Source organism: Variovorax sp. V15 (assembly GCF_041154425.1).
GTDB lineage: Bacteria > Pseudomonadota > Gammaproteobacteria > Burkholderiales > Burkholderiaceae_C > Variovorax > Variovorax guangxiensis.
The window spans coordinates 5,423,443-5,449,185 of sequence record NZ_AP028659.1 but is presented as its reverse complement, the minus strand read 5'-3'; the positions used below and the strand labels follow the sequence as shown (position 1 = coordinate 5,449,185).

Genomic DNA, 25,743 nt, shown 5'->3' with positions numbered 1-25,743 from the left:
CCACGAGGCAACATGAACACCACGACCCTCACGCTCAATGAAAGCTGGCTCTCGCGCCGCAACCTGTTCGACTGGGTGTTCGCGGCGCTGGTGGTCGCCGGCGGCCTCTTCGCCTTCGCGCGCTACGCGGGGTCGATGGATTCCTACGAGAAGCCGATCCTCGCCGCGGCGGTGATCGCGACCATCGCCATTGGCTGGTTCTGGCGGCCGCTGCGGGTGCTGGCGATCGTGGTGGCTGCGGCTTCGCTGCTGGCCATCGCCTCGTACCAGGGCGACCTGGCGCGTGCCGACACGGTGTTCTGGCTCAAGTACTTCCTGTCGAGCCAGTCGGCCATCCTGTGGATGAGCGTGCTGTTCTTCATGAGCACGCTGTTCTACTGGCTGGGCTTCTTCGGCGGCAGGCAGTCGGACACCTTCGACGCCATCGGCTCGCGCCTCGCGTGGGCTGCGGTGACGATGGCGCTGATCGGCACCATGGTGCGCTGGTACGAGAGCCACCAGCTCGGCCCGGACATCGGCCACATCCCCGTGAGCAACCTGTACGAGGTGTTCGTGCTGTTCTGCTGGCTGACGGCGGCCTTCTACCTGTACTTCGAGGAGCGCTACGGCACGCGCGCGCTCGGCGCCTTCGTGATGCTGGTGGTCAGCGCGGCGGTGGGCTTCCTGCTCTGGTACACGATCGTGCGCGAGGCTCACGAGATCCAGCCGCTGGTGCCGGCCCTGCAGAGCTGGTGGATGAAGCTGCACGTGCCGGCCAATTTCATCGGCTATGGCACCTTCGCGCTCGCGGCCATGGTTGCCTTCGCCTACCTCATCAAGGAACAGGCGAACGAGAAGCGCTGGTACAAGCTCACGCCGATCTGGCTGCTGGGCGTGGCGCTGTGCTTCGTGCCGGTGGCGTTCCGTCAGCGCGTGCAGGAAGCCGGCGGCAGCTACTGGGTGATCTACGCCGGCATTTCGGCGCTGATCGCCGCGGGCATCCTGCTGGGCCGCAAGCGCATCGCCGCGCGCCTGCCGGCCAACGAGGTGCTCGACGACGTCATGTACAAGTCGATCACCGTCGGCTTCGCCTTCTTCACCATCGCCACCGTGCTGGGCGCCCTGTGGGCGGCCGACGCCTGGGGCGGCTACTGGAGCTGGGACCCGAAGGAGACCTGGGCGCTGATCGTCTGGCTCAACTACGCGGCCTGGCTGCACATGCGGCTGGTGAAGGGCCTGCGCGGCACCGTGGCGGCCTGGTGGGCGCTGGGCGGGCTGGCGGTGACGACCTTCGCCTTCCTGGGCGTGAACATGTTCCTGAGCGGGTTGCACAGCTACGGCACCCTGTGAGTGCAGGCTCGCGGGCTTTCGCGAAGAATTATTGAAACCGCGCGCTCCGGCGGCGCGTAACCGAATCGGGGTTGGCCACGAACTACCCTGAGAACAACGATTCCGCGAAAGGCCCGTCATGTCGTTCCCTTCCCATCCCAGCCGCCCCATCCGTCGTACCGTCAGCAACAGCGGCGACAACGGCTTCATCCATCCGCTGTCCAGCGAGATCACGCCCCGAGAGGTCTACGAGGGCCGCCGCGACATGCTCAAGCTCATGGCCGGGGGCGCCGCGGGAGCCGCGCTGGCGGCCTTCGCCTCGCGCGAAGCCCTGGCGCAGACCGAGCGCCCCAACAAGCTGGCGCCGCTGCCCGGCGCGAAGTCGGCGGTGCCCGGCGCCATGTCGATGGAAAAGGTCACCGACTACAAGGATGCCTCCACCTACAACAACTTCTACGAGTTCGGCACCGACAAGGCCGACCCGGCCAAGAACGCCGGCACGCTGAAGACGCGGCCCTGGACGGTGGAGGTGGAAGGGCTGGTCAAGAAGCCGGGCAAGTACGGCATCGAGGACCTGCTCAAGCTCAGCGCGCAGGAGGAGCGCATCTACCGGCTGCGCTGCGTCGAAGGCTGGTCGATGGTGATTCCGTGGGTCGGCTACTCGCTGGCCGAACTCATCAAGAAGGTCGAGCCGCAGGGCAACGCCAGGTTCGTCGAGTTCGTGACCCTGGCCGACCCCAAGACCATGCCCTTCGTCGGCTCGCGCGTGCTCGACTGGCCCTACACCGAGGGCCTGCGCATGGACGAGGCGATGCATCCGCTCACGCTGCTGGCCTTCGGCATGTACGGCGAGGTGCTGCCCAACCAGAACGGCGCGCCGGTGCGGCTGGTGGTGCCGTGGAAGTACGGCTTCAAGTCGGCCAAGTCGATCGTGAAGATCCGCTTCGTCGAGAAGGAGCCCAGCACCGCCTGGAACAAGGCCGCGGCCAACGAATACGGCTTCTATTCGAACGTGAATCCCAACGTCGACCATCCGCGATGGAGCCAGGCCACCGAGCGCCGGATCGGCGACGGCGGCGGCCTCTTCGCAAAACGGCGCAAGACGGAGCTGTTCAACGGCTATGAAGCACAGGTCGGCCAGCTCTACGCGGGCATGGACCTGAAGAAGAACTACTGAGCCGGCCTCGGCACGTGGCGAGCGCCCCATGAACAAGCTGCTCATGCATCCCGCGACCAAGCCGGTCGTCTTCCTGCTGTGCCTGCTGCCGTTCGCGCGGCTGGCCTACGGCGCGTTCACGGACGGGCTGGGTGCCAACCCCGCGGAGTTCCTGATCCGCGCCACCGGTGACTGGACCCTGCGTTTCATCTGCATCGTGCTGGCGGTGACGCCGCTGCGCGTGATGAGCAAGTGGAACGCGCTCGCGCGCTACCGTCGCATGCTGGGCCTGTTCGCGTACTTCTATGTGGTGCTGCACCTGCTGTGCTACAGCTGGTTCGACATGGGCTTCGAGTGGGGCGACATTGCGAAGGACATCGCCAAGCGGCCGTTCATCCTGGTGGGCTTCTCTGCCTTCGTGCTGCTGACGCCGCTGGCGGCCACGTCGTTCAACCGCGCGATCAAGGCGATGGGCGCGAAGCGCTGGCAGATGCTGCACAAGCTGGTCTACCTGATCGCGGGGCTCGGCCTGCTGCACTTCTTCTGGATGCGCGCGGGCAAGAACAACTTCGCGGAGGTGTTCGTCTACGCCGCGATCATCGCGGTGCTGCTCGCGTGGCGCGTGTGGAACTACGTCGCGAACAAGCGCGGTAAGGCGAAGCCGGCGTCGGCCGGCGCGGTGCGCACCGGCTGACGCCGAAGGGCAGTCAGCCGTCGATCTCGCTGCGCAGCTGGTCTTCCATCGTCTCGCGACGGCGGATCAGCTTTGCGCTCGCACCGCTCACCAGCACCTCGGCGGCGCGGCCGCGCGTGTTGTAGTTGCTGGACATGCTCATGCAGTACGCGCCCGCCGACAGCACGGCCAGCAGGTCGCCCGACACCACGTTGAGCGCGCGGTCGCGGCCGATCCAGTCGCCGCTCTCGCAGACCGGGCCGACCACGTCGTAGGTCGTGGCATTGCCCGCGCGGGTGCGCACCGGCACGATGCGCTGGAAGGCCTGGTACATCGCGGGGCGCGGCAGGTCGTTCATGGCCGCGTCGACGATGCAGAAGTTCTTGTCCTCGCCCGGCTTGGTGTAGAGCACTTCGGTCACGCACACGCCGGCATTGCCGACCAGCGAGCGGCCTGGCTCGATGACCAGCTTGCGCTTGCCGAAGCCCCGCGCATCGAGCTTGGCCAGCAACTGCTGCCACAGCGCATCGGCTTTGGGCGGCACCTCGCCGTTGTAGTCGATGCCCAGGCCGCCACCGAAGTCCAGGTGATGGATCGGCACCCCGGCTGCCTCGATGGCTTCCACCAGGTCGAGCACGCGGTCGCAGGCGTCGAGGTAGGGCGAGGCTTCGGTGATCTGCGAGCCGATGTGGCAGTCGATGCCCACCACCTCCAGCCCCTGCAGCCGTGCGGCATGCTTGTAGGCCTCGACGGCGCGGTCGTGCGCGATGCCGAACTTGTTGCCCTTCAGGCCGGTGGAAATGTAGGGGTGCGTCTTCGGATCGACGTTCGGATTGATGCGGATGCTGATCGGCGCGCGCTTGCCTTCGGCCACCGCCACTTCGTGGAGCACGTCAAGCTCGGCTTCGCTCTCGACGTTGAAGCAGGCGATGCCGGCAGCGAGGGCCTGGCGCATTTCGGCGCGGGTCTTGCCGACGCCCGAGAAGATGATCTTCTTCGGATCGGCACCGACGGCCAGCACGCGCGAAAGCTCGCCGCCGGAGACGATGTCGAAGCCGCAGCCGGCTTCCGCGAACACGCGCAGCACGCCGAGCGAGGAGTTGGCTTTCATCGCGTAGCAGATGAGCGCATCACGACCCTCGAAGCCGCGCTGGTAAGCCGCCAGGGCGTCCAGCATCCACTGCCTGGAGTAGACGAAGAGAGGAGTGCCGTGTTCGCGGACCAGCGCGTCGAGCGCCATGCCTTCGACGTGCAGCGTGCCGTCGCGCTCGGCGATGTGCGGCTGGCCGGGCAGGGAGATGGGGGTGCCGGAACTCACTTGCGCTGCTCCGTGCTGGTGGTGCTGGTGGTGCTGGTGGTGCTGGTGCTGCTGGTGCTGCCGGCTGGCGCGCTGGCCGCGGCAGCCGGAGCGGGCGCCGCCTGGCTGGAGGACGAAGATGACGACGAAGACCGCAGGCTGTCCGGCGTCATGAGCTCCGGCAAGGTGGCGCGCCCGGCGGCTGCCGGATCGGTCGGCAGGTACAGCGCACCGCGCTGCCCGCAGGCAGCGACGAGCCCGGCGGTGCCCACGGCAAGGCAGACCATGAGCGCGGCGCGGACGCGGGTGCTCACTAGAATTTGGCGAACGTTCAACATGGCGAAATTGTAATGACCGACACCGAATACATGGATCGCGCCGAGGCTGCGCTTGCCGCTATCGAACTGGGCTGCGACCGCATCAACGAAGCGACCGACGCCGACATCGACAACCAGAGGGTGGGCGGGATGATCACGATTTCATTCCGCAACGGCAGCCAGCTGATCGTGAACCTGCAGAAGCCGTTGCAGGAAATCTGGCTTGCCGCGCGTTCTGGCGGCTACCACTACCGCCATGACGGCAAGGCCTGGGTGGACACCAAGACCGGCGAGGAATTCTTCGGCAACCTGTCGCGCGAGGCGACGCTGCAGGCCGGGCAGCCGCTGGACTTCACGGCTCCCTGAACTCTCTGCCTGCGACGCTCAGTTGCGGAACAGATCGAGGATGCGGTTGCGCTCCTCAGGCTGTGCAGGGGCGCCGATCGGACCACCCGCCGGGGCTTCGACCGGCGCCGCCGGTGCGGACTCGACACCCAGGCTGGCAACGCCGCGTCCCGGCGCGTAGTCGTCGTAGTACCACTCGCCACCCACATTCACGATGCCCGCTGGCGGGTTGGCCGACAGTTCAGTCACCGGCACGCCCTTGATGGCGGTTTCCATGTAGGTGATCCAGATCGGAAGGCTCAGGCCGCCGCCGGTCTCGCGGTCGCCCAGGTTGCGCGGGGTGTCGTAACCGATCCACGAGATGGCCGTCATGGTGGGCTGGAAGCCGGCGAACCAGGCGTCGAGCGAGTCGTTGGTGGTGCCCGTCTTGCCGTAGAGGTCGGGGCGCTTGAGCATGGCCTGCGCCTTGGCCGCGGTGCCGCCGCGAGCGACGGAATTCAGCAGCGTGTCCATGATGAAGGCGTTGCGCTGCGGGATGACACGCAGCGATTCGTTCAGGAGCGGCGGCTGCTTGTCGACCAGCACCTTGTCCTTGTGGTCGGTGATGCGCGTGACGAGGTACGGATTGACGCGGTAGCCGCCGTTGGCGAAGACCGAATAGCCCACCGCCATCTGCATCGGCGTGACCGAGCCCGCGCCCAGCGCCATCGGCAGGTAGGCGGGGTGCTTTTCCTTGTCGAAGCCGAAGTTGGTGATCCACTCCTGCGCATAGCGCGTGCCGATGGACTGCAGGATGCGGATGGACACGAGGTTCTTCGACTTCATCAGCGCGGTGCGCATCGACATCGGGCCGTCGTAGCCGCCGCCGTAGTTCTTCGGCTCCCAGGGTTGGCCGCCGGTGGTGCCGGCGTCGAAGAAGAGCGGGCCGTCGTTGATGACCGTGGCGGGCGTGAAGCCCTTTTCGAGCGCCGCTGAATAGATGAAGGGCTTGAAGCTGGAGCCCGGCTGGCGCCAGGCCTGCGTCACATGGTTGAACTTGTTCTTGCCGAAGTCGAAGCCGCCGACCAGCGCCTTGATGGCGCCGTCGCGCGGGTCCATGGCGACGAATGCGCCCTCGACCTCGGGAAGCTGCGTGATTTCCCAGGTGTTCTTGGGCGTCTTCACCACGCGGATGACCGCGCCGCGACGGATCTTGATGTTCGGCGGGGCCTTGTCGGAGAGACCCGACTGGGCCGGCTTGAGCCCTTCGCCGGTGATCTGGACGGGATCGCCATTGCCGCGCACCGCGTCGATCTGCTTGGGCGTGGCCTTGAGCACGACCGCGGCCATCACGTCGCCGTTGTCGGGGTGGTCGTTGAGCGCGTCGTCGACTGCTTCGTCGAGGTCCTTGGGGTCGTTCGGCAGGTCGACGAACTTCTCGGGGCCGCGGTAGATCTGGCGGCGCTCGTAGTCCATGATGCCCTTGCGCAGCGCCTTGTAGGCGGCCGCCTGGTCGGCCGCGACCAGCGAGGTGTAGACCTTGAGGCCGCGCGTGTAGGTGCTGTCGCCGTACTGGGCGTACATCAGCTGGCGAACCGTTTCAGCCACGTATTCGGCGTGCAGGCGGTTCGGGTCGGCGGCGTCGCGCAGGTGCAGCTCTTCCTTCTTGGCTTCCGCGGCCTGTTCGGCGGTGATGAAGCCGGCCTCCTGCATGCGGTCGATCACGTAGAACTGGCGGCCGCGCGCGCGCTGCGGGTTGTTGACCGGGTTGTTCGCGCCCGGTGCCTTGGGCAGGCCGGCCAGCATCGCGGCCTGGGCGATCGTGAGTTCCTGCAGGGGCTTGCCGAAATAGGCCTCGGAAGCGGCGGCGAAGCCATAGGCGCGGTTTCCGAGGTAGATCTGGTTCAGGTAGATCTCGAAGATCTGGTCCTTCGTGAGCAGGTGCTCCAGCTTGAAGGTCAGCAGCACCTCGTAGATCTTGCGGGTGAGCGTCTTCTCGGAGCTCAGGTAGACGTTGCGCGCCACCTGCATCGTGATGGTCGATGCGCCCTGGCTCTTCACGCGGTTCATGTTGGCCAGGCCGGCGCGGACCATGCCCTTGTAGTCGACGCCGCCGTGGTCGTAGAAGCGGGCGTCTTCGGCCGCCAGGACGGCGTCCTTCACGACCTTCGGGATGGCCGAGATGGGAGTGAGGTTGCGGCGCTCCTCGCCGAACTCGCCGATCAGGATGCCTTCGGCCGAGAAAACCCGCAGCGGCAGCTTGGGCCGGTAGTCGGAGAGCTCGCTGATGTCGGGCAGGTTCGGATACGCCACCGCGAGGGCCACTGCCACCACGCACAGCACGGCCAGCGCGCCGGCCAGGGCGATGCCGAAGCTCCAGAAGAAAAGGCGCAACAGCCATTTCAGCCAGGTCGGGCGAGTGGAGGGGGAGTTCTTGGCTGGCCCTTTGGGGCTGGAAGTTTCTTGCATGAGGGGCCGCACAGAGTCACCCGACATTATAAAAAGCCGCCCCTTCCGAACGATCCGATCTTTGCGGGGCTTGCATTGCCCTAATTCAAAAGTTACAAAATGCGGTTTTGCCGTCAGGTTTTGACAACGCTTGAGGAATTTGCCCTGCGGCGTCGCTTGGTTGCCGCTACGCCTGCTGCTAGCATGCAACCGAATTCAATTTTTTCTATTGGTTACAAATACAGGGGAAGAGGAACCTGCCTTGGCTGCTCTTGGATCATTGTTTCGTCGTCAGAACGCTCCCCTGCTGGGGCTGGACGTAAGTTCGTCCAGCGTCAAGCTGGTCGAGCTCGGCCGTGAGGCCAGCGGCAAGCTGGTCCTGGAGCGCTGCGCCATCGAGCCCCTGGAACGCGGCTGGATCACCGACGGCAACGTCGAGAAGTTCGACGAGGTGGCGGAAGCCGTCCGTCGCGTCATCCGCAAGAGCGGCACGCGCACCCGCAACGTGGCACTGGCACTGCCTCCGTCGGCCGTGATCACCAAGAAGATCATTCTTCCGGGCGGCATGAGCGAGCAGGAGCTCGAGATCCAGGTCGAGTCGGAAGCCAACCAGTACATCCCGTTCTCGCTCGACGAGGTGAGCCTCGACTTCTGCGTGACCGGTCCGAGCACCACCTCCGCCGGCGACGTGGAAGTGCTGATCGCCGCGTCGCGCAAGGAAAAGGTCCAGGACCGCGAGGGCCTGGCGGAAGCCGCCGGCCTGAAGGCGATGATCCTCGACGTCGAGTCCTACGCATCGCGCCTGGCGACCGCCCGCCTGATCGAGCAGCTGCCCGGCAAGGGCGTCGATTCGATCGTGGCTCTCTTCGAAGTGGGCGCCTTCACCACCAGCATGCAGGTGCTGCGCAACCAGGAAGTGCTGTACGACCGCGACCAGGCGTTCGGCGGTGCCCAGCTCACCCAGCTGATCGTGCGCCAGTACGGGTTTTCAGCCGAGGAGGCCGAGGCGAAGAAACGCAGCGGCGACCTGCCCGACGACTACGGCTCCGGCGTGCTCAAGCCCTTCGTGGAAAGCATCGCGCAGGAAATCGCCCGCGCGCTCCAGTTCTTCTTCACCAGCACGCCGCACAACCGCGTCGACTACGTGCTGCTGGCAGGCGGATCGGCCTCGCTGCCCGGCCTGACCAACGCGGTGACGCGGCAGACCTCGTTCGCCTGCTCCTTGCTGAATCCCTTCGAAGGCATGGAAATCAGCTCGAACGTCCGCGAGAAGAAGGTCCGCCGCGAGGCTCCGTCCTATCTGACCTCTTGCGGCCTGGCCATGCGGAGGTTCCTGCAGTGATCCTCATCAATCTGCTCCCGCACCGCGAAGCTGCGCGCAAGCGCAGGCGCGAGGCGTTCTACGGCACCTTGGGTGCCGCGGCGATCCTGGGCGTCCTGATCGCCGGCCTTGGTTATCTCTGGTTCGAGGCGCAGATCTCGGCGCAGCGTTCGACGAACGGCTTCCTGCAAGCCGAGATCAAGAAGCTCGAAGTCGAGATCAAGGAAATCTCGACGCTGCAGGAAGAAATCGCCGCGCTGCGCGCCCGCCAGCAGGCGGTCGAAGACTTGCAGGGCGACCGCAACCTGCCCGTGCACCTGCTCAATGAACTGGTTCGGCAACTGCCCGATGGCGTGTACCTGACCAACATGAAGCAGGACAACCAGACTGTCACCCTGCAAGGCATGGCGCAGTCGAACGAGCGGGTTTCGGAGTTGCTGCGCAACCTCGGCAACAACAGTCCCTGGCTGGTGAAGCCCGAGCTGGTCGAAATCACGTCGGCGAACGTGAACCTGAACCCGCGCGATCAGCGTCGCGTGGCGAACTTCACGATGCGCATTGGCCTGAAACGCCCCACCGATGCTCAGAAGGCTGCCGCCGAAAAGGCCCTGGCCGCAACGGCGCAGTCCAAGGGGTAACCGATCATGGCAAGCAATCGCCCCTCCCAGAAAATCGACGTCGCCGCTGCGTTCCAGCGCTTCGGCGACCAATTCCGCGGACTCAATCCGAACGATCCCTCGGCATGGCCGGCGGTGCCCCGCTATGCGCTCTGCCTGGTGGTCACGGCACTTGTGCTGGTCGCCCTCTGGTTCGTCTGGCTGACCAATTCGAACGACGAGCTCGAAAGCGAGCGCGCCAAGGAAGTCACGCTCAAGGCCGACTACCAGAAGAAGGTGGCTCAGGCCGCCAACCTCGAGTTGCTCAAGAAGCAGCGCGAGCAGGTGCAGCAGTACGTGACCCTGCTCGAGAAGCAGCTGCCCAGCAAGGCCGAAATGGACGCCCTGCTGTCGGACATCAACCAGGCAGGCCTTGGCCGCAGCCTTCAGTTCGAGCTGTTCCGTCCGGGACAGGTGTCGGTCAAGGACTACTACGCCGAACTCCCGATCGCCGTCCGGGTGACCGGCCGGTACCACGACATGGGTGCTTTCGCTGCCGACGTGGCGGGCCTGTCGCGGATCGTGACGCTGAACAACATTTCCGTCACCCCGCAGAAGGACAAGGACGTGCTGACGATGGACGCCACCGCGCGCACCTATCGTTACCTCGATGACGAAGAACGGGCCGCGCAGAAGCGCGCCTCCGCACCGAAGGCGAAGAAATGAAGATCGCCGCCAAAGTACTGTGGCTGACGCTGGCGGCGTCGGCACTGAGCGCCTGCGATTCGGGCCAGGAAGACATGCAGCGCTGGATGGCCGAGCAGCGTGCCCAGGTGAAGCCCTCGGTGCCGCCGATTTCCGAGCCCAAGAAGTTCACCCCGCAGGCCTATACCGAGGCCTCGGCATTCGAGCCTTTCAACATCCTGAAGCTGACGCAGGCGCTGCGCCGCGAATCGAATCAGCCGAGCACCTCGGAGCTGATCGCGCCCGAGCTCGCGCGCCGCAAGGAAGCGCTCGAAGCCTTCCCGCTCGACTCGATGGCCATGGTCGGCAGCATGAACCGCAACGGCCAGCCGGTGGCGCTGCTGCGCGTCGACAAGCTGCTCTACAAGGTGCGCGTCGGCGAATACCTGGGACTCAACTACGGGCGCATCACCCGTATCAACGAAACCGAAATCGCCTTGCGTGAAATCGTGCAAGACGCCGCCGGTGAATGGATCGAACGCGTCGCGACGCTGCAGCTGCAAGAGAGTGCGAAATGAACCAAAAGAAATCAAAAATGGCACAGTGGCTGCGCGCTGCCGGCCTGGGTCTGCTGGCCTTCGGCGCATTGGCCGTGGCTCATGCGCAAAACGCCATCGAGGCGGTGACGAGCTCGACGCAGTCGGGCTCCGAAGTGATCCGCATCGATCTGGCACAGCCGCTCACCGCGGTTCCTGCCGGATTCGCCGTGCAGACGCCTGCGCGTATCGCGCTCGACTTTCCCGGTGTCACGAATGCCATCGGCCGCTCCGCCATCGAGGTGAACCAGGGCAACCTGCGCTCGGTGAACGTGGTGCAGGCCGGTGAACGCAGCCGCGTGGTACTGAACCTGAAGCAGGCGACCGCATACAAGGCCGAGATCCAGGGCAAGTCGCTGCTGGTGACGCTCGAGCCGGTGGCTGGCCCGGCGCTTGTCGCGTCGGCTTCCACGACCTTCGCGGAAAACCGCAATCGCGACACGCTGCCCCTGCGGGATGTCGATTTCCGTCTCGGTTCCGACAGCACCGGCCGGGTCATCGTCGATCTGCCGAATAACCAGGTGGGCGTGGACGTCAAGCAGCAGGGCAAGAGCCTTGTCGTGGAGTTCACCAAGTCGACGCTGCCCGAAGGGCTGCGTCGCCGCCTCGACGTGGCCGACTTCGGCACCCCGGTCCAGCTCATCACTTCGCAGCAAGCCGGCGACCGCGTCCGCATGACGATCGATGCCAAGGGCGACTGGGAGCACAGTGCCTACCAGAGCGAGAACCAGTTCGTGGTCGAGGTCCGTGCCCGCAAGGTCGATCCGACCAAGCTGACCCAAGGCGTGGGCTACAACGGCGAGAAGCTGTCGCTGAACTTCCAGAACATCGAGATCCGTTCGCTGCTGCAGGTGATCGCCGATTTCACGAACTTCAACATCGTGACCTCGGATTCGGTGACCGGCGCGCTGACGCTGCGGCTGAAGGACGTGCCGTGGGATCAGGCGCTCGACATCATCATGCAGGCGAAGAACCTGGGCATGCGCAAGAACGGCAGCGTGCTGTGGATCGCGCCGAAGGATGAGATCAACGCCAAGGAAAAGCTCGAGTTCGAGGCCAAGGCTGCGATCGAGAATCTGGAGCCGCTGCGGACCCAATCGTTCCAGCTCAACTACACCAAGGCGATTGCGATCGCACAGGGATTGACAGGCACGGGGGCTGGCGGCGGTGGTGGTGGCGGTAGCGGTACGACCACCCGGATCTTGAGTCCGCGCGGCAGCGTCATCGCCGAATCGCGTACCAACCAGCTCTTCGTTTCGGACATCCCCTCGCGTCTGGCCCAGGTGACCGAGCTGATCCAGAAGCTGGACGTCCCCGTTCGCCAAGTGCTGATCGAAGCCCGTATCGTCGAGGCGTCGGACACCTTCGGCAAGTCCCTTGGTGTACGACTTGGGGGCGGTATTGCTGGCGAGCGCTTCGCATCGTCCGCCGGCAACCGGGCGTTCGCCAATGTGGGTGCGATGCCCACCATCACGGCGGGCACCAACGGCGGTGCCAGCACGGCCACCACCACCTGGACGAACTCCAACTTCATCAACCTTCCCGCAGGCGATGCCGGCGGCACCGGCAACGCGGCAGGCACCTTCGCGATCTCGCTGTTCAACTCGAGCTTCTCGCGCATGCTGAACCTCGAGATATCGGCGCTCGAAGCCGACGGCAAGGGCAAGCTGGTGTCCAGCCCCCGCGTGATCACCGCCGACCAGACCAAGGCGCTGATCGAGCAGGGCGAGGAAATCCCGTACCAGCAGGCCACTTCCAGCGGCGCCACCTCGATCTCGTTCCGCAAGGCGGTGCTGAAGCTCGAAGTCACGCCCCAGATCACGCCGGAAGGCAACATCATCCTGACGCTGGACGTGAGCAAGGACGCCCGCGGCGTGAATACTTCGGCGGGTCCGGCGATCAACACCAAGCACGTGCAGACCGAGGTGCTGGTCGAGAACGGCGGCACGGTTGTCATCGGTGGTATCTTCGAGCTCACCGAAACCAATGACGAATCGCGCGTGCCGGTGCTGGGTGAAGTGCCCTATGTGGGTGCACTGTTCCGCAAGCGCGAACGCGTTGCCAACAAGACTGAAATGCTCGTCTTTATCACCCCGAAGATGATTACCGACCGCAACGCCGCGCGCTGACGCGCGGGCGTAGCAGCCACCGCGTGGCGGTCGCACTCGTCGGCTTGCCCGGCGCCGGAAAATCCGCAGTGGGCCGGCGCCTGGGGATGCGGCTGGACCTTCCCTTCGTAGATACGGACCACGTGATCGAGCAGCGCATCGGCTGCTCGATCCGTGATTACTTCGAGCGAGAGGGCGAAATCGCCTTCCGCGACCTCGAGCAGACGGTGATCGCCGACCTGGCCGCCAATCCCCAGGGCATTCTGGCCACCGGCGGCGGTGCGGTGCTCCGGGAGGCGAACCGCAAGCAACTGCGCGATCACTTCCATGTGATCTACCTGCGCTCCTCCCCCGAAGACCTGTTTCGGCGCCTGCGCCATGACGTCAAGCGTCCCCTGCTGCAGGTGGCCGATCCGCTGGGGCGGCTGCGGGAGCTGCACGATGCACGCGACCCGTTCTACCGGGAAACCGCCCACGACGTGGTCGACACCGGCCGCCCGACCATCGCGATGCTGGTGAACATCATCGTGATGCAGCTCGAACTGGCCGGCATCGTCGAGCCGGGCGCCCACCCCGAAGAGCCCCCCGCCTGAGCCTGCCCGAGCCGCAGCGCCTAAACTCGCTGCCCATGTCCCTGTCCGAACTCTCCGCCCCGCCAGAACGCGTCGACATCCAGCTCGGCGACCGCAGCTATCCGATCCTGATCGGCGCCGGCCTGCTGGACGACCCGCGGAGCTTCGATGCCACGCCCGCCTCGGCCACGGCCCTGATCGTCAGCAACACCACGGTGGCGCCGCTCTATGCCAGGGCGCTGCAATCCGCCCTGGCGGGCCGGTTCCGGGCGGTTCACCTGCTCGAGTTGCCCGACGGCGAGGCATACAAGAACCTGCAGACGCTGAACCTGATCTTCGACGAGCTCCTCGGCCGCGGCAGCGACCGCAAGACCGTGCTGTTCGCCCTGGGCGGCGGCGTGGTGGGCGACATGACGGGCTTCGCGGCCGCCAGCTACATGCGCGGCGTGCCTTTCGTGCAGGTGCCGACCACGCTGCTGGCGCAGGTCGACTCCTCCGTGGGCGGCAAGACCGCCATCAACCATCCGCTCGGCAAGAACATGATCGGCGCGTTCTACCAGCCGCAGCTTGTGGTCTGCGACCTGGCGACGCTCCAGACTTTGCCCCCGCGCGAACTCAGCGCCGGCCTGGCCGAAGTCATCAAGTACGGGCCGATCCACGACATGGCCTTCCTCGACTGGATCGAGGTGAACATCGACGCCCTCGTCGCGCGGGAGCCGGCGGCGCTGGCCCATGCCGTCAAGCGCAGTTGCGAGATCAAGGCGCTGGTGGTCGGCCAGGACGAGCGCGAGACCGGGCTGCGGGCGATCCTCAACTTCGGCCACACCTTCGGCCACGCGATCGAATCGGGCCTCGGCTATGGCGAATGGCTGCACGGCGAGGCGGTGGGCTGCGGCATGGTGATGGCGGCACGGCTGTCGCAGCGGCTCGGCGGTGTCGATGCCGCCTTCGTCGAGCGGCTCACCCGGCTGATCGAGCGGGCCGGCCTGCCGACCGTCGGGCCCGCGCTGGGCGCCGACCGCTACCTGGAGCTGATGCGCGTCGACAAGAAGTCGGAGGCCGGCGAGATCCGCTTCGTGGTGATCGACCGCCCCGGCTCCGCGGTGGTCCGCAGCGCGCCCGACGCGCTCGTGCGCGAAGTGCTCGCCCAGAGCTGCGCGCCGCGATGAGCCTCGCGGCCTACGCCTGCCAGCCCGCGCGCTCGCGCGGCCGTCGGCATGCGGAGCCGCCCGCGCCCACGCGCGATGCCTTCCAGCGCGACCGCGACCGGATCGTGCATTCCACCGCCTTCCGCCGGCTGGTCTACAAGACGCAGGTGTTCCTGAACCACGAGGGCGACCTGTTTCGCACCCGGCTCACGCATTCGCTCGAAGTGGCCCAGCTGGGGCGGTCGATCGCGCGGGCGCTGCGCATCAACGAGGACCTGGTCGAGGCGATCGCCCTGGCGCACGACCTGGGCCACACGCCCTTCGGCCACGCCGGGCAGGACGCGCTCAACGACTGCATGGCCGGGCACGGGGGGTTCGAGCACAACCTGCAGAGCCTGCGCGTGGTCGATGCGCTGGAGCATCGCTATCCGCAATATGACGGCCTGAACCTGAGCTTCGAGACCCGCGAGGGCATCCTCAAGCACTGCTCGCGCGCGAACGCCGAGCGGCTGGAGGCGGCGGAGCCCAATGGCGTCGCCCGGCGTTTCCTCGACCGCACCCAGCCGGGGCTGGAAGCCCAGCTGTGCAACCTGGCCGATGCCATCGCCTACAACGCCCACGACATCGACGACGGCGTGCGCTCGGGCCTCATCACCGTCGAGCAGCTGTCCGACGTGGAACTGTTCGAGCGTCATCGCCGCGAGGCACTGGCCGAGCATCCTCAGCTGCGGGGCCGTCGCGTGCTCTACGAAACCATCCGCCGCATGCTGAGCGCGCAGGTCTACGACGTGATCGACGCGACCCGCGCTGCGCTCGAAGCGCTCGCGCCGGGCGATTCCGACGCTGTGCGCAAGGCCCCGCCGGTCGTTTCGTTCAGCGAGATGATGCAGGCCCAGTCGGAAGACCTGAAGCGCTTTCTCTTCCGCAACCTCTACCGCCATCCCCAGGTCACCCAGACCACCGATCAGGCGCGGCAGGTGATGCGGGAACTGTTCGAGGCGTATCTGGAGCGCGGCTCCGAGATGCCGGCCTCCTATGCCGAGCGGCAGGACAGGCATCGCGCCGTGGCCGACTACATCGCCGGCATGACCGACCGCTTCGCCGTGCGAGAGCATGAGCGGCTGACCGGCCGTCGGGGCATCGCATGAGCGGCCAGGCCGGGCGCCCCCGCATTCCCGCTGCCGCGCTGGCCGTCCTGCTGGGCGGTGTCAGCGCAGCCTTGCACCTCGGCAAGCTGCCGCCCGCGGTGCCGGCGCTGCAGGCGTCGCTGGGCATCGATCTGGTCGAGGCGGGATTCCTGCTCTCGCTGGTGCAGGTCGCGAGCATGACGCTGGGGCTGCTGGTCGGCCTCGCGGCGGACACCATCGGCCTGCGACGCAGCATGCTGGCGGGGCTGGTCGTGCTGACGGTCGCCAGCCTGCTCGGCGGTGCGGCCGGCACCGGGCTGGGCGGCGGCGGTGCGCATGCCGTGCAATGGCTGCTGGTGCTGCGCGCCGTGGAGGGCGTCGGTTTCCTGCTGGCGGTGATGCCGGGGCCGGGGCTGATCCGTGCGTTGACGCCGCCGGGCGCCGACAAGGCGGCGCTGGGCCTGTGGGGCGCCTACATGCCGCTGGGCGTGGCGCTCGCGCTGTTGCTCGGTCCGGCCCTGATCGCCTGGGGCGGCTGGGTGGATTGGTGGTGGGCGCTGTCGGCCGTGTCGGCCGGAGCGGCGCTCTGGCTCTGGATCGTGGTGCCCGCCGACCGGCTCCGGCCGGCCGCGGCAGGCCCGGCTTCGGGCGGATGGACGTCGCGGTTGCGCGCCACCGTCGGTGCGCGCGCACCCTGGCTGGTCGCGCTGACCTTTGCCGTGTATTCGTCGCAATGGATGGCGGTGATCGGCTTCCTGCCTGCCATCTACGCGGGCGCCGGCGTGCCGGCCGCGTGGAATGCGGTGCTCACTGCGCTCGCGGCGGCGATGAACATCGTCGGCAACGTCGCCGGCGGGCGCTGGCTGCAGCGCGGCGTGGCGCCCGAGAGGCTGCTGCAGCTCGGTTTCCTGACGATGGCGCTGGGCGGCGTGGCCGCCTTCGCGCAGATGGGGCAGGGCGCCGACGCGTTGGGCCTGCCGCCTGTGCTGCGCTATATCGCCGTGTGCGCCTTCTCGCTGGGCGGCGGCATGGTACCGGCCACGCTGTTCCTGCTGGGCGTGCGGCTCGCGCCCGGGCCGTCCACCGTGTCGACGACCGTCGGGCTGATGCAGCAGGCTTCCTCGCTGGGCCAGTTCCTAGCGCCGCCAGCGGTGGCCTGGCTGGCGCATCGCGTCGGCGGCTGGCACTGGACCTGGACGGCCACGCTGGCCTGCTCGCTGGTCGGCATGGCGATCGCACGGCGACTGGGGCGCATTCGCCCCGCCGCGGAGATGGCATGACGCTCCCGGCGACAATCGCAGCCCCCCAGGCCGAAGTCGATACGCGGCGCTGGCTGGAGCGCGCTGTGATCGGCCTCAACCTGTGCCCCTTCGCGAAGGCCGTGCACGTGAAAGGGCAGATCCACTACGCGGTGTACGAGCCCGTCGAGGACGCCGACCTGATGGACGCACTGCTGGCCCAGGCCCGGGAACTCTTGGCGCTCGACGCCGCCGTGCGCGACACAACCCTTCTGATTGCACCGAACGCCTTGCCCGACTTCCTGGATTTCAACGACTTCACGGCGCGCGCCGAACGCCGGTTCGCCCGTGAGGGATTCGACGGCGTGCTGCAGCTGGCGAGCTTTCATCCGCAGTTCCAGTTCGCCGGCACCGAGGCCGACGACATCGGCAACGCGACCAATCGCGCGCCGTATCCCACGCTGCATCTTCTGCGCGAGGACAGCGTGAGCCGCGCGGTGGAAGCCTTTCCGGAAGCCGAGGCGATCTTCGAGCGCAACATCGACACGCTCGAGGCACTGGGCGCGCAGGGCTGGGCCGAGCTGGACGTCGGGCCGGGGAGTGCCAAGCCATGAACACGAAGACCGCACCCAAGACGAACAAGGCCGCCAAGGCCGATGCCGAGCTGGCCGAGGTTCTGCGCCCCGGCCAGTCGGTCGAGCTGCTCAAGGAGCTTCACATCCTGACCCGCGAGGGCCGGCTCAACCAGGACTCGCGGCGCAAGCTCAAGCAGGTCTACCACCTGTTCCAGTTCATCGAGCAGCTGCTGCGCGAGCTGCCGGACGAAGGGGCCGGCGCCACGCTGGCCGACCACGGCGCTGGCAAGTCGTACCTGGGCTTCATCATCTACGACCTGTTCTTCCGGGCGCGATCAGGCGGGGGGCATGTCTACGGCATCGAGACGCGCGGCGAGCTGGTCGAGCGCTCGCGCGAGCTGGCCAAGCGCCTGGGCTTCGGGCGCATGTCGTTCCTGAACCTCACGGTGGCCGAGTCCGCGCAGTCGGGCGAGCTGCCGGCGCAGATCGACGTGGTCACGGCGCTGCATGCCTGCGACACCGCCACCGACGACGCCATCGCCTTCGGCCTGGCCAAGAAGGCGCGCTGCATGGTGCTGGTGCCCTGCTGCCAGGCCGAGGTGGCCGCCTGCCTGCGCGAGACCAAGGCGCTGGCGCTCTCGCGCACGCCGCTGGCCGAGCTGTGGCGCCATCCGCTGCACACGCGCGAGATCGGCAGCCAGCTCACCAACGTGCTGCGCTGCCTGTACCTGGAAGCCAACGGCTACAGCGTTACCGTGACCGAGCTGGTCGGCTGGGAGCACAGCATGAAGAACGAGCTGATCCTGGCGCGGTACACCGGGCAGCGAAAGGCGAGCGCGGCCGCGCGGCTGCGCGAGCTGCTGGCGCAGTTCGGGCTCGACAGGCTGGGCGACACGCGCTTCAGCCTCGCCTGAACCCCGGCTCGCAGGCCGCCTGGCTCCATGGCCCGTCTTCCCCGTCTCACGCTGGCCGACGTGCCGCACCACGTGATCCAGCGCGGCAACAACCGCCAGCCGATCTTCGTTGACCGCGCGGACCACGAGAAGCTGCTCGCCCTGCTGGCCGAAAGCGCCACGCGCTTCGGCATCGCGGTGCACGCCTACGTGCTGATGGACAACCACTTCCACCTGCTGGCCACGCCCGCGAGCGCCACCGGGCTGCCGCAGTTCATGCAGTCGGTCGGCCGCGCCTATGTGCGCTACTTCAACGACCGCCACGGCCGCAGCGGCACGCTCTGGGAAGGGCGCTACAGGTCGACGCTGATCCAGACCGAGCGCTATCTGCTGACCTGCATGGCCTACATCGACCTCAACCCGGTGCGGGCGGGCATGGTGACCGACGCGCGCGACTTTCCGTGGTCCAGTCACGCTCACTACGCCGGCCTGCGGCACGACAAGCTGCTGACGCCGCATCCGCTGTACTGGCAGCTTGGCAACACACCGTTCGCGCGGGAGGCCGCGTATGTCGAGTTGGTGCGTGCCGGCGTGCGCGCGGCCGACCAGAGCGCGCTGACCGAAGCCACCCTGCGGGGCTGGGCGGCCGGCGACGAGGATTTTCTCGACAGCCTGCGCAAGTCCACCGATCGCCGCGTGGTCAAGGCCAAGGCAGGGCGGCCGCCTTCGACGCCTCGATCCTGACCTGAAAAGCCTGTTCGATCCATTGCATGGATTGGCTTTTTTGCTCCTGTTTTCGATATGTCCCTAATTTAATTCCTATCGAAAAACTCAACATTTAAATGGAATCTGACCCCTATTAAAGTGTTTGGCATTCTTTGTGCAACGCAATATGCTCCGATTCCCTGCGAAAACTGAAGGAGCGCGCCATGACGACGGCTGCCGAGATCAAGCATCTCCAAGAACACGGTCTTTATTCCGCTGCCGACGAGCACGACGCCTGCGGCGTCGGCTTCGTTGCACACATCAAGGGCGAGAAAAGCCACGCCATCGTGCTGCAGGGCCTGAAGATCCTCGAGAACCTCGACCATCGCGGCGCAGTGGGCGCTGACAAGCTGATGGGCGACGGCGCCGGCATCCTGATCCAGCTGCCCGACCACCTCTACCGCGAGGAAATGGCGAAGCAGGGCGTCACGCTGCCCCCGCCTGGCGAATACGGCGTCGGCATGATCTTCCTGCCGAAGGAACACGCCTCCCGCGAAGCCTGCGAGCAGGAAATGGAACGCGCCATCAAGGCCGAAGGCCAGGTGCTGCTGGGCTGGCGCGACGTGCCGGTCAACCGCGACATGCCCATGTCGCCCACCGTGCGCGAGAAGGAACCGCTGCTGCGCCAGGTCTTCATCGGCCGCGGCAACGACGTGATCGTGCAGGACGCGCTGGAACGCAAGCTCTACGTGATCCGCAAGACAGCCAGCGCCAACATCCAGCGCCTGAAGCTCAAGCACAGCAAGGAATACTACGTTCCCAGCATGTCGAGCCGCACCGTGGTCTACAAGGGCCTGCTGCTGGCCGACCAGGTCGGTACCTACTACCTCGACCTGCAGGACAAGCGCTGCGTCTCGGCCCTGGGCCTGGTGCACCAGCGCTTCTCGACCAACACCTTCCCCGAGTGGCCGCTGGCCCACCCGTACCGCTATGTCGCCCACAACGGCGAAATCAATACGGTCAAGGGCAACTACAACTGGATGAAGGCGCGCGAAGGCGTGATGTCTTCCCCCGTGCTGGGCGCCGACCTGCAGAAGCTCTACCCGATCAGCTTCGCCGGCCAGTCCGACACCGCCACCTTCGACAACTGCCTCGAGCTGCTGACGATGGCCGGCTACCCCATCAGCCAGGCCGTGATGATGATGATTCCCGAGCCCTGGGAACAGCACGCCACCATGGACCCGCGCCGCCGCGCGTTCTATGAATACCACGCCGCCATGCTCGAGCCGTGGGACGGCCCGGCCTCCATCGTGTTCACCGACGGCCGCCAGATCGGCGCCACGCTCGACCGCAACGGCCTGCGCCCCTCGCGCTACTGCGTGACCGACGACGACCTGGTCATCATGGCTTCCGAGTCGGGCGTGCTGCCCGTGCCCGAGCAGAAGATCGTGCGCAAGTGGCGCCTGCAGCCCGGCAAGATGTTCCTGATCGACCTGGAACAGGGCCGCCTGATCGACGACGAGGAGGTCAAGGCCAACCTCGCCAACAGCAAGCCCTACAAGCAGTGGATCGAAAACCTGCGCATCAAGCTCGACAGCGTGAAGGCGGAGGCCGCCGAGGCGGTCAAGGCGCCGCTGTCGCAGGTGCCGCTGCTCGACCGCCAGCAGGCCTTCGGCTACACCCAGGAAGACATCAAGTTCCTGATGAGCCCGATGGCGCAGGCGGGTGAAGAAGGCATCGGCTCCATGGGCAACGACAGCCCGCTGGCCGTGCTCTCGAGCAAGAACAAGCCGCTGTACAACTACTTCAAGCAGCTGTTCGCGCAGGTCACGAACCCGCCGATCGACCCGATCCGCGAAGCCATCGTGATGTCGCTGGTGTCCTTCATCGGCCCCAAGCCGAACCTGCTGGACATCAACCAGGTCAACCCGCCGATGCGGCTCGAAGTGAGCCAGCCGATCCTCGACTTCGCCGACATGGCGAAGCTGCGCGACATCGGCAAGTACACGCAGGGCAAGTTCAAGAGCTACGTGCTCGACATCACCTACCCGCTCGCGTGGGGCGACGAGGGCGTCGAAGCCAAGCTGGCGTCGCTGTGCGCCGAGGCCGTGGACGCCATCAAGGGCGGCAACAACATCCTGATCGTGAGCGACCGCGGCGTGAGCCCCACGCAGGTGGCGATTCCCGCCGTGCTGGCGCTGTCGGCCGTGCACCAGTACCTGGTGCGCGAGGGCCTGCGCACCACCGCCGGCCTGGTGGTCGAGACCGGCTCGGCGCGCGAGGTGCATCACTTCGGCGTGCTGGCGGGCTACGGCGCGGAAGCCGTGCACCCCTACCTCGCCATGGAGACGCTGGTGGCGATGCACGCCGACCTGCCGGGCGAGCTGAGCGCCGAGAAGGCGGTCTACAACTACGTCAAGGCCATCGGCAAGGGTCTGTCGAAGATCATGTCGAAGATGGGTGTCAGCACCTACATGAGCTACTGCGGCGCGCAGCTGTTCGAAGCCATCGGCCTGAACAGCGAGACGGTGAACAAGTACTTCACCGGCACCGCCAGCCGTGTGGAAGGCATCGGCGTCTTCGAGATCGCCGAGGAAGCCATCCGCATGCACAAGGCTGCCTTCGGCAACGACCCGGTGCTCGCCAACATGCTCGACGCCGGCGGCGAATACGCCTGGCGCACGCGCGGCGAGGAGCACATGTGGACGCCCGACGCCATCGCCAAGCTGCAGCACAGCACGCGCTCCAACAACTGGAACACGTACAAGGAATACGCCCAGCTCATCAACGACCAGAACCGCCGCCACCTCACGCTGCGCGGCCTGTTCGAGTTCAGGATCGATCCGGCCAAGGCCATCCCGGTCGACGAGGTCGAGCCCGCGGCCGAGATCGTCAAGCGCTTCGCCACCGGCGCGATGTCGCTGGGCTCCATCAGCACCGAGGCGCATTCGGTGCTGGCCGTGGCCATGAACCGCATCGGCGGCAAGAGCAACACAGGCGAGGGCGGTGAAGACCCCGCGCGCTACCGCAACGAGCTCAAGGGCATCCCGATCAAGCAGGGCGACACGCTGCGCAGCATCGTGGGCGCCGAGAACGTCGAGGTCGACCTGCCGCTGAAGGACGGCGACTCGCTGCGCTCGCGCATCAAGCAGGTCGCGTCCGGCCGCTTCGGCGTCACGGCCGAATACCTGCACTCGGCCGACCAGATCCAGATCAAGATGGCGCAGGGCGCCAAGCCGGGCGAGGGCGGCCAGCTGCCGGGCGGCAAGGTCACGCAGTACATCGGCAAGCAGCGCTATGCCGTGCCGGGCGTGGGCCTCATCAGCCCGCCGCCGCACCACGACATCTACTCGATCGAAGACCTGGCGCAGCTCATCCACGACCTGAAGAACACCGCGCCGCACGCCAGCATCAGCGTGAAGCTGGTGAGCGAGATCGGCGTGGGCACCATCGCCGCGGGCGTCGCCAAGTGCAAGAGCGACCACGTCGTGATCGCCGGCCATGACGGCGGCACGGGCGCCTCGCCCTGGTCGTCGATCAAGCACGCGGGCAGCCCGTGGGAGATCGGCCTGGCCGAGACGCAGCAGACGCTGGTGCTCAACCGCCTGCGCAGCCGCATCCGCGTGCAGGCCGACGGCCAGATGAAGACCGGCCGCGACGTCGCCATCGGCGCGCTGCTGGGCGCCGACGAGTTCGGCTTCGCCACGGCGCCGCTGGTGGTCGAGGGCTGCATCATGATGCGCAAGTGCCACCTGAACACCTGCCCGGTGGGCGTGGCCACGCAGGACCCGGTGCTGCGCAAGAAGTTCTCGGGCAAGCCCGAGCACGTCGTCAACTACTTCTTCTTCGTCGCGGAAGAAGTGCGCCAGATCATGGCCCAGCTCGGCATCCGCAAGTTCGACGACCTGATCGGCCGCGCCGACCTGCTCGACATGCGCAAGGGTATCGAGCACTGGAAGGCCGCCGGCCTCGATTTCAGCCGCCTGTTCGCGCTGCCGAACGTGCCGGCCGACGTGCCGCGCTTCCACGTCGAGAACCAGGACCACGGCCTGGACAAGGCGCTGGACGTCAAGCTCATCGAGAAGTCGCGTCCGGCCATCGACAAGGGCGAGAAGGTGCAGTTCATCGAGGTGGCGCGCAACGTCAACCGCTCTGTGGGCGCGATGCTCTCGGGCGCGCTGACCAAGGTGCATCCGCAGGGCCTGCCCGACGACTCGATCCGCATCCAGCTCGAAGGCACGGGCGGCCAGTCGTTCGGCGCCTTCCTGGCGCGCGGCATCACGCTGTACCTGATCGGCGACGCCAACGACTACACCGGCAAGGGCCTCTCGGGCGGCCGCGTGGTGGTGCGCCCCAGCCTCGACTTCCGCGGTGAGGCGGCGCGCAACACCATCGTCGGCAACACCGCGCTGTACGGCGCGACCACCGGCGAGGCCTACCTGTGCGGCGTGGCCGGTGAGCGCTTCGCGGTGCGCCTGTCGGGCGCCACGGCGGTCATCGAAGGCACCGGCGACCACGGCTGCGAATACATGACCGGCGGCACGGTGGCCGTGCTCGGCAAGACGGGGCGCAACTTCGCGGCCGGCATGAGCGGCGGCGTCGCCTTCGTGTACGACGAGGACGGCCAGTTCGCCACGCGCTGCAACCTCTCGATGGTCTCCCTCGAGAAGGTGCTGACCTCTGCCGAGCAGACCGCCAGCGTGCACCGCAAGATCTGGCACGGCGGCGAGACCGACGAGGCCCAGCTGAAGAAGCTGCTCGAAGAGCACCACCGCTGGACCGGCAGCAAGCGCGCGCGCGAGCTGCTCGACAACTGGTCCGTGGCGCGCACCAAGTTCGTGAAGGTGTTCCCGAACGAATACAAGCGCGCGCTCGCCGAGCTGCACGACCGCAAGGTCGAGCTCACGAGCACCGGCAACAACGCGCACATCGGCCTGGAGCCGCACGCGCTGGCAGCGCCCGCACCGCAGTCGGCTCCGGCCGCCGCTTGAAGATCAACCAAACACAACGAGCCCCCGCATCGCATGCAGCGCGTGAAACTGTCTCGGCCCCTTCGGGGAACACCGCGGAACCGGCTTTGCCGGGCCGCCGGTGTTGCCCCCTCGAGGGGGGAGGCGGCTACACGCAGTGAGCAAGCGACGGGGGTGTGAAAAGGAACCACGATGGGAAAGATCACCGGCTTCATGGAGCATGAGCGCATCGAGGAGGGCTACAAGCCCGTCGAGGAGCGCGTCAAGCACTACAAGGAATTCGTCGTCGGCCTGAGCAACGACCAGGCCAAGGTGCAGGGCGCGCGCTGCATGGACTGCGGCACGCCGTTCTGCAACAGCGGCTGCCCGGTCAACAACATCATTCCGGACTTCAACGACCTGGTGTACCGCAACGACTGGCAGAACGCCTTCGCGGTGCTCGACTCGACCAACAACTTCCCCGAGTTCACCGGCCGCATCTGCCCCGCGCCCTGCGAGGCAGCCTGCGTGCTCAACGTGAACGACGACGCGGTCGGCATCAAGTCGCTGGAGCACGCCATCATCGACCGCGCCTGGGACGAAGGCTGGGTGGCGCCGCGCGTCGCCAAGCACAAGACCGGCAAGAAGGTGGCGGTGGTGGGGTCGGGCCCGGCCGGCATGGCAGCGGCGCAGCAGCTGGCGCGCGCCGGCCACGACGTGACGCTCTTCGAGAAGAACGACCGCGTCGGCGGCCTGCTGCGCTACGGCATTCCCGACTTCAAGATGGAGAAGTCGCACATCGATCGCCGCGTCGAGCAGATGAAGGCCGAAGGCGTGGTGTTCCGCACCGGCGTGATCGTCGGCGCCGCGAAGGATCCGCTGGGCAAGGGCTCCAAGGTCACGAACCTGGCCAAGGAAACCGTCACGCCCGAGCAGCTGCAGAAAGAGTTCGATGCCGTGCTGCTCACCGGCGGCGCGGAGCAGTCGCGCGACCTGCCCGTGCCCGGCCGCGACCTCGACGGCATCCACTTCGCGATGGAGTTCCTGCCGCAGCAGAACCGCGTCAACGCAGGCGACAAGGTCAAGGGCCAGCTGCGCGCCGACGGCAAGCACGTGATCGTCATCGGCGGCGGCGACACCGGCTCCGACTGCGTGGGTACCAGCAACCGCCATGGCGCGGTGAGCGTCACGCAGTTCGAGCTGATGCCGCAGCCGCCCGAGGAAGAGAACCGTCCGCTGACCTGGCCGTACTGGCCGATCAAGCTGCGCACCAGCTCCAGCCACGAAGAGGGCTGCGAGCGCGAGTTCGCGATCTCCACCAAGGAGTTCATCGGCGAAAAGGGCAAGGTCACCGGCCTGAAGACCGTTCGCGTCGAATGGAAGGACGGCAAGATGCAGGAAGTGGCCGGCAGCGAGCAGGTGCTCAAGGCCGACCTGGTGCTGCTCGCCATGGGTTTCGTGAGCCCCGTGGCCTCGGTGCTCGACGCCTTCGGCGTGGAGAAGGATGCGCGCGGCAACGCCCGGGCGACGGTCGACTTCGTCGGCGGCTATGCCACCAACGTTCCGAAGGTCTTTGCGGCCGGCGACATCCGCCGCGGACAGTCGCTGGTGGTGTGGGCGATCCGCGAAGGCCGCCAGGCCGCGCGTTCGGTGGACGAGTTCCTGATGGGCTTCAGCGACCTGCCTCGCTGAGGAGAGGGTTCGCGGC

21 protein-coding genes are annotated in these 25,743 nt (G+C 66.8%); 18 read left to right on the top strand and 3 right to left on the bottom strand.

The window, feature by feature from the left end:
- Positions 1–12: 12 nt before the first annotated feature.
- The 3 genes from ccsB (at position 13) to ACAM57_RS26015 (ending at position 3,158) form a co-directional block, all read left to right on the top strand.
- A complete protein-coding gene (gene ccsB, locus ACAM57_RS26025) occupies positions 13–1,329 on the top strand; it encodes a c-type cytochrome biogenesis protein CcsB (protein ID WP_369659458.1) in 1,317 nt (438 codons plus the stop codon).
- Positions 1,330–1,447: 118 nt separating this feature from the next.
- Positions 1,448–2,485, top strand: a complete 1,038-nt coding sequence (msrP, locus tag ACAM57_RS26020; protein WP_369659457.1) for a protein-methionine-sulfoxide reductase catalytic subunit MsrP — start codon at positions 1,448–1,450, stop codon at positions 2,483–2,485.
- Between the two features lie 28 nt (positions 2,486–2,513).
- Positions 2,514–3,158, top strand: coding sequence for a sulfite oxidase heme-binding subunit YedZ (locus tag ACAM57_RS26015; protein ID WP_369659456.1), 645 nt, complete (start codon positions 2,514–2,516; stop codon positions 3,156–3,158).
- Positions 3,159–3,171: 13 nt separating this feature from the next.
- Here ACAM57_RS26015 and lysA read toward each other — a convergent pair whose 3' ends face one another.
- Together lysA and ACAM57_RS26005 are read right to left on the bottom strand one after the other, a co-directional pair.
- Entirely contained in the window at positions 3,172–4,455 is a 1,284-nt protein-coding gene (lysA, locus tag ACAM57_RS26010; protein ID WP_369659455.1) for a diaminopimelate decarboxylase, read from the bottom strand.
- On the bottom strand, positions 4,452–4,748 hold the full coding sequence (locus tag ACAM57_RS26005; RefSeq protein ID WP_369659454.1) for a lipoprotein: 297 nt from the start codon (positions 4,746–4,748) through the stop codon (positions 4,452–4,454). The genes lysA and ACAM57_RS26005 overlap by 4 nt, the downstream gene beginning before the upstream one ends.
- A gap of 36 nt (positions 4,749–4,784) precedes the next feature.
- Here ACAM57_RS26005 and cyaY point away from each other — a divergent pair, with 36 nt between their 5' ends.
- On the top strand, positions 4,785–5,117 hold the full coding sequence (cyaY, locus tag ACAM57_RS26000; protein ID WP_126022980.1) for an iron donor protein CyaY: 333 nt from the start codon (positions 4,785–4,787) through the stop codon (positions 5,115–5,117).
- Positions 5,118–5,135: 18 nt separating this feature from the next.
- Here cyaY and ACAM57_RS25995 read toward each other — a convergent pair whose 3' ends face one another.
- Positions 5,136–7,544, bottom strand: a complete 2,409-nt coding sequence (locus ACAM57_RS25995; RefSeq protein WP_126022981.1) for a penicillin-binding protein 1A — start codon at positions 7,542–7,544, stop codon at positions 5,136–5,138.
- 241 nt (positions 7,545–7,785) lie between these two features.
- On the opposite strand from ACAM57_RS25995, the gene ACAM57_RS25990 reads away from it, so the two are divergent.
- The 14 genes from ACAM57_RS25990 to ACAM57_RS25925 all read left to right on the top strand — a co-directional run bounded on the left by ACAM57_RS25990 (position 7,786) and on the right by ACAM57_RS25925 (position 25,727).
- Positions 7,786–8,865, top strand: a complete 1,080-nt coding sequence (locus tag ACAM57_RS25990) for a pilus assembly protein PilM (RefSeq protein WP_093196407.1) — start codon at positions 7,786–7,788, stop codon at positions 8,863–8,865.
- Positions 8,862–9,482 (top strand): PilN domain-containing protein, encoded by a 621-nt coding sequence (locus ACAM57_RS25985; RefSeq protein WP_126022982.1) that lies wholly within the window; start codon positions 8,862–8,864, stop codon positions 9,480–9,482. Before ACAM57_RS25990 ends, ACAM57_RS25985 begins: the two co-directional genes overlap by 4 nt.
- Positions 9,483–9,488: 6 nt before the next feature.
- Positions 9,489–10,166 carry a type 4a pilus biogenesis protein PilO gene (locus tag ACAM57_RS25980; protein ID WP_184635075.1) on the top strand — a complete coding sequence of 226 codons (678 nt, stop codon included), beginning with the start codon at positions 9,489–9,491 and terminating at the stop codon, positions 10,164–10,166.
- A complete protein-coding gene (locus tag ACAM57_RS25975) occupies positions 10,163–10,702 on the top strand; it encodes a pilus assembly protein PilP (RefSeq protein ID WP_126022984.1) in 540 nt (179 codons plus the stop codon). The genes ACAM57_RS25980 and ACAM57_RS25975 overlap by 4 nt, the downstream gene beginning before the upstream one ends.
- Entirely contained in the window at positions 10,699–12,849 is a 2,151-nt protein-coding gene (pilQ, locus tag ACAM57_RS25970; protein WP_369659453.1) for a type IV pilus secretin PilQ, read from the top strand. The genes ACAM57_RS25975 and pilQ overlap by 4 nt, the downstream gene beginning before the upstream one ends.
- A 23-nt stretch (positions 12,850–12,872) precedes the next feature.
- Positions 12,873–13,421: a shikimate kinase gene (locus tag ACAM57_RS25965; protein WP_369659452.1), complete on the top strand. Its 549-nt coding sequence runs from the start codon at positions 12,873–12,875 to the stop codon at positions 13,419–13,421.
- A 35-nt stretch (positions 13,422–13,456) separates the two neighbouring features.
- On the top strand, positions 13,457–14,569 hold the full coding sequence (aroB, locus tag ACAM57_RS25960) for a 3-dehydroquinate synthase (protein WP_369659451.1): 1,113 nt from the start codon (positions 13,457–13,459) through the stop codon (positions 14,567–14,569).
- On the top strand, positions 14,566–15,696 hold the full coding sequence (locus tag ACAM57_RS25955) for a deoxyguanosinetriphosphate triphosphohydrolase (protein WP_369659450.1): 1,131 nt from the start codon (positions 14,566–14,568) through the stop codon (positions 15,694–15,696). Before aroB ends, ACAM57_RS25955 begins: the two co-directional genes overlap by 4 nt.
- Complete coding sequence (locus ACAM57_RS25950; protein WP_184635086.1) at positions 15,693–16,955, top strand: CynX/NimT family MFS transporter; 1,263 nt, start codon at positions 15,693–15,695, stop codon at positions 16,953–16,955. The genes ACAM57_RS25955 and ACAM57_RS25950 overlap by 4 nt, the downstream gene beginning before the upstream one ends.
- Positions 16,952–17,527, top strand: coding sequence for a DUF1415 domain-containing protein (locus tag ACAM57_RS25945; protein ID WP_369659449.1), 576 nt, complete (start codon positions 16,952–16,954; stop codon positions 17,525–17,527). Before ACAM57_RS25950 ends, ACAM57_RS25945 begins: the two co-directional genes overlap by 4 nt.
- Complete coding sequence (locus ACAM57_RS25940; protein ID WP_369659448.1) at positions 17,524–18,402, top strand: SAM-dependent methyltransferase; 879 nt, start codon at positions 17,524–17,526, stop codon at positions 18,400–18,402. The genes ACAM57_RS25945 and ACAM57_RS25940 overlap by 4 nt, the downstream gene beginning before the upstream one ends.
- A 27-nt stretch (positions 18,403–18,429) precedes the next feature.
- Positions 18,430–19,125 carry a transposase gene (locus ACAM57_RS25935; protein WP_369659447.1) on the top strand — a complete coding sequence of 232 codons (696 nt, stop codon included), beginning with the start codon at positions 18,430–18,432 and terminating at the stop codon, positions 19,123–19,125.
- Positions 19,126–19,310: 185 nt separating this feature from the next.
- Positions 19,311–24,077, top strand: a complete 4,767-nt coding sequence (locus ACAM57_RS25930; protein WP_369659446.1) for a glutamate synthase-related protein — start codon at positions 19,311–19,313, stop codon at positions 24,075–24,077.
- Between the two features lie 171 nt (positions 24,078–24,248).
- On the top strand, positions 24,249–25,727 hold the full coding sequence (locus ACAM57_RS25925; protein WP_126022994.1) for a glutamate synthase subunit beta: 1,479 nt from the start codon (positions 24,249–24,251) through the stop codon (positions 25,725–25,727).
- The last annotated feature ends 16 nt before the right edge of the window (positions 25,728–25,743 follow it).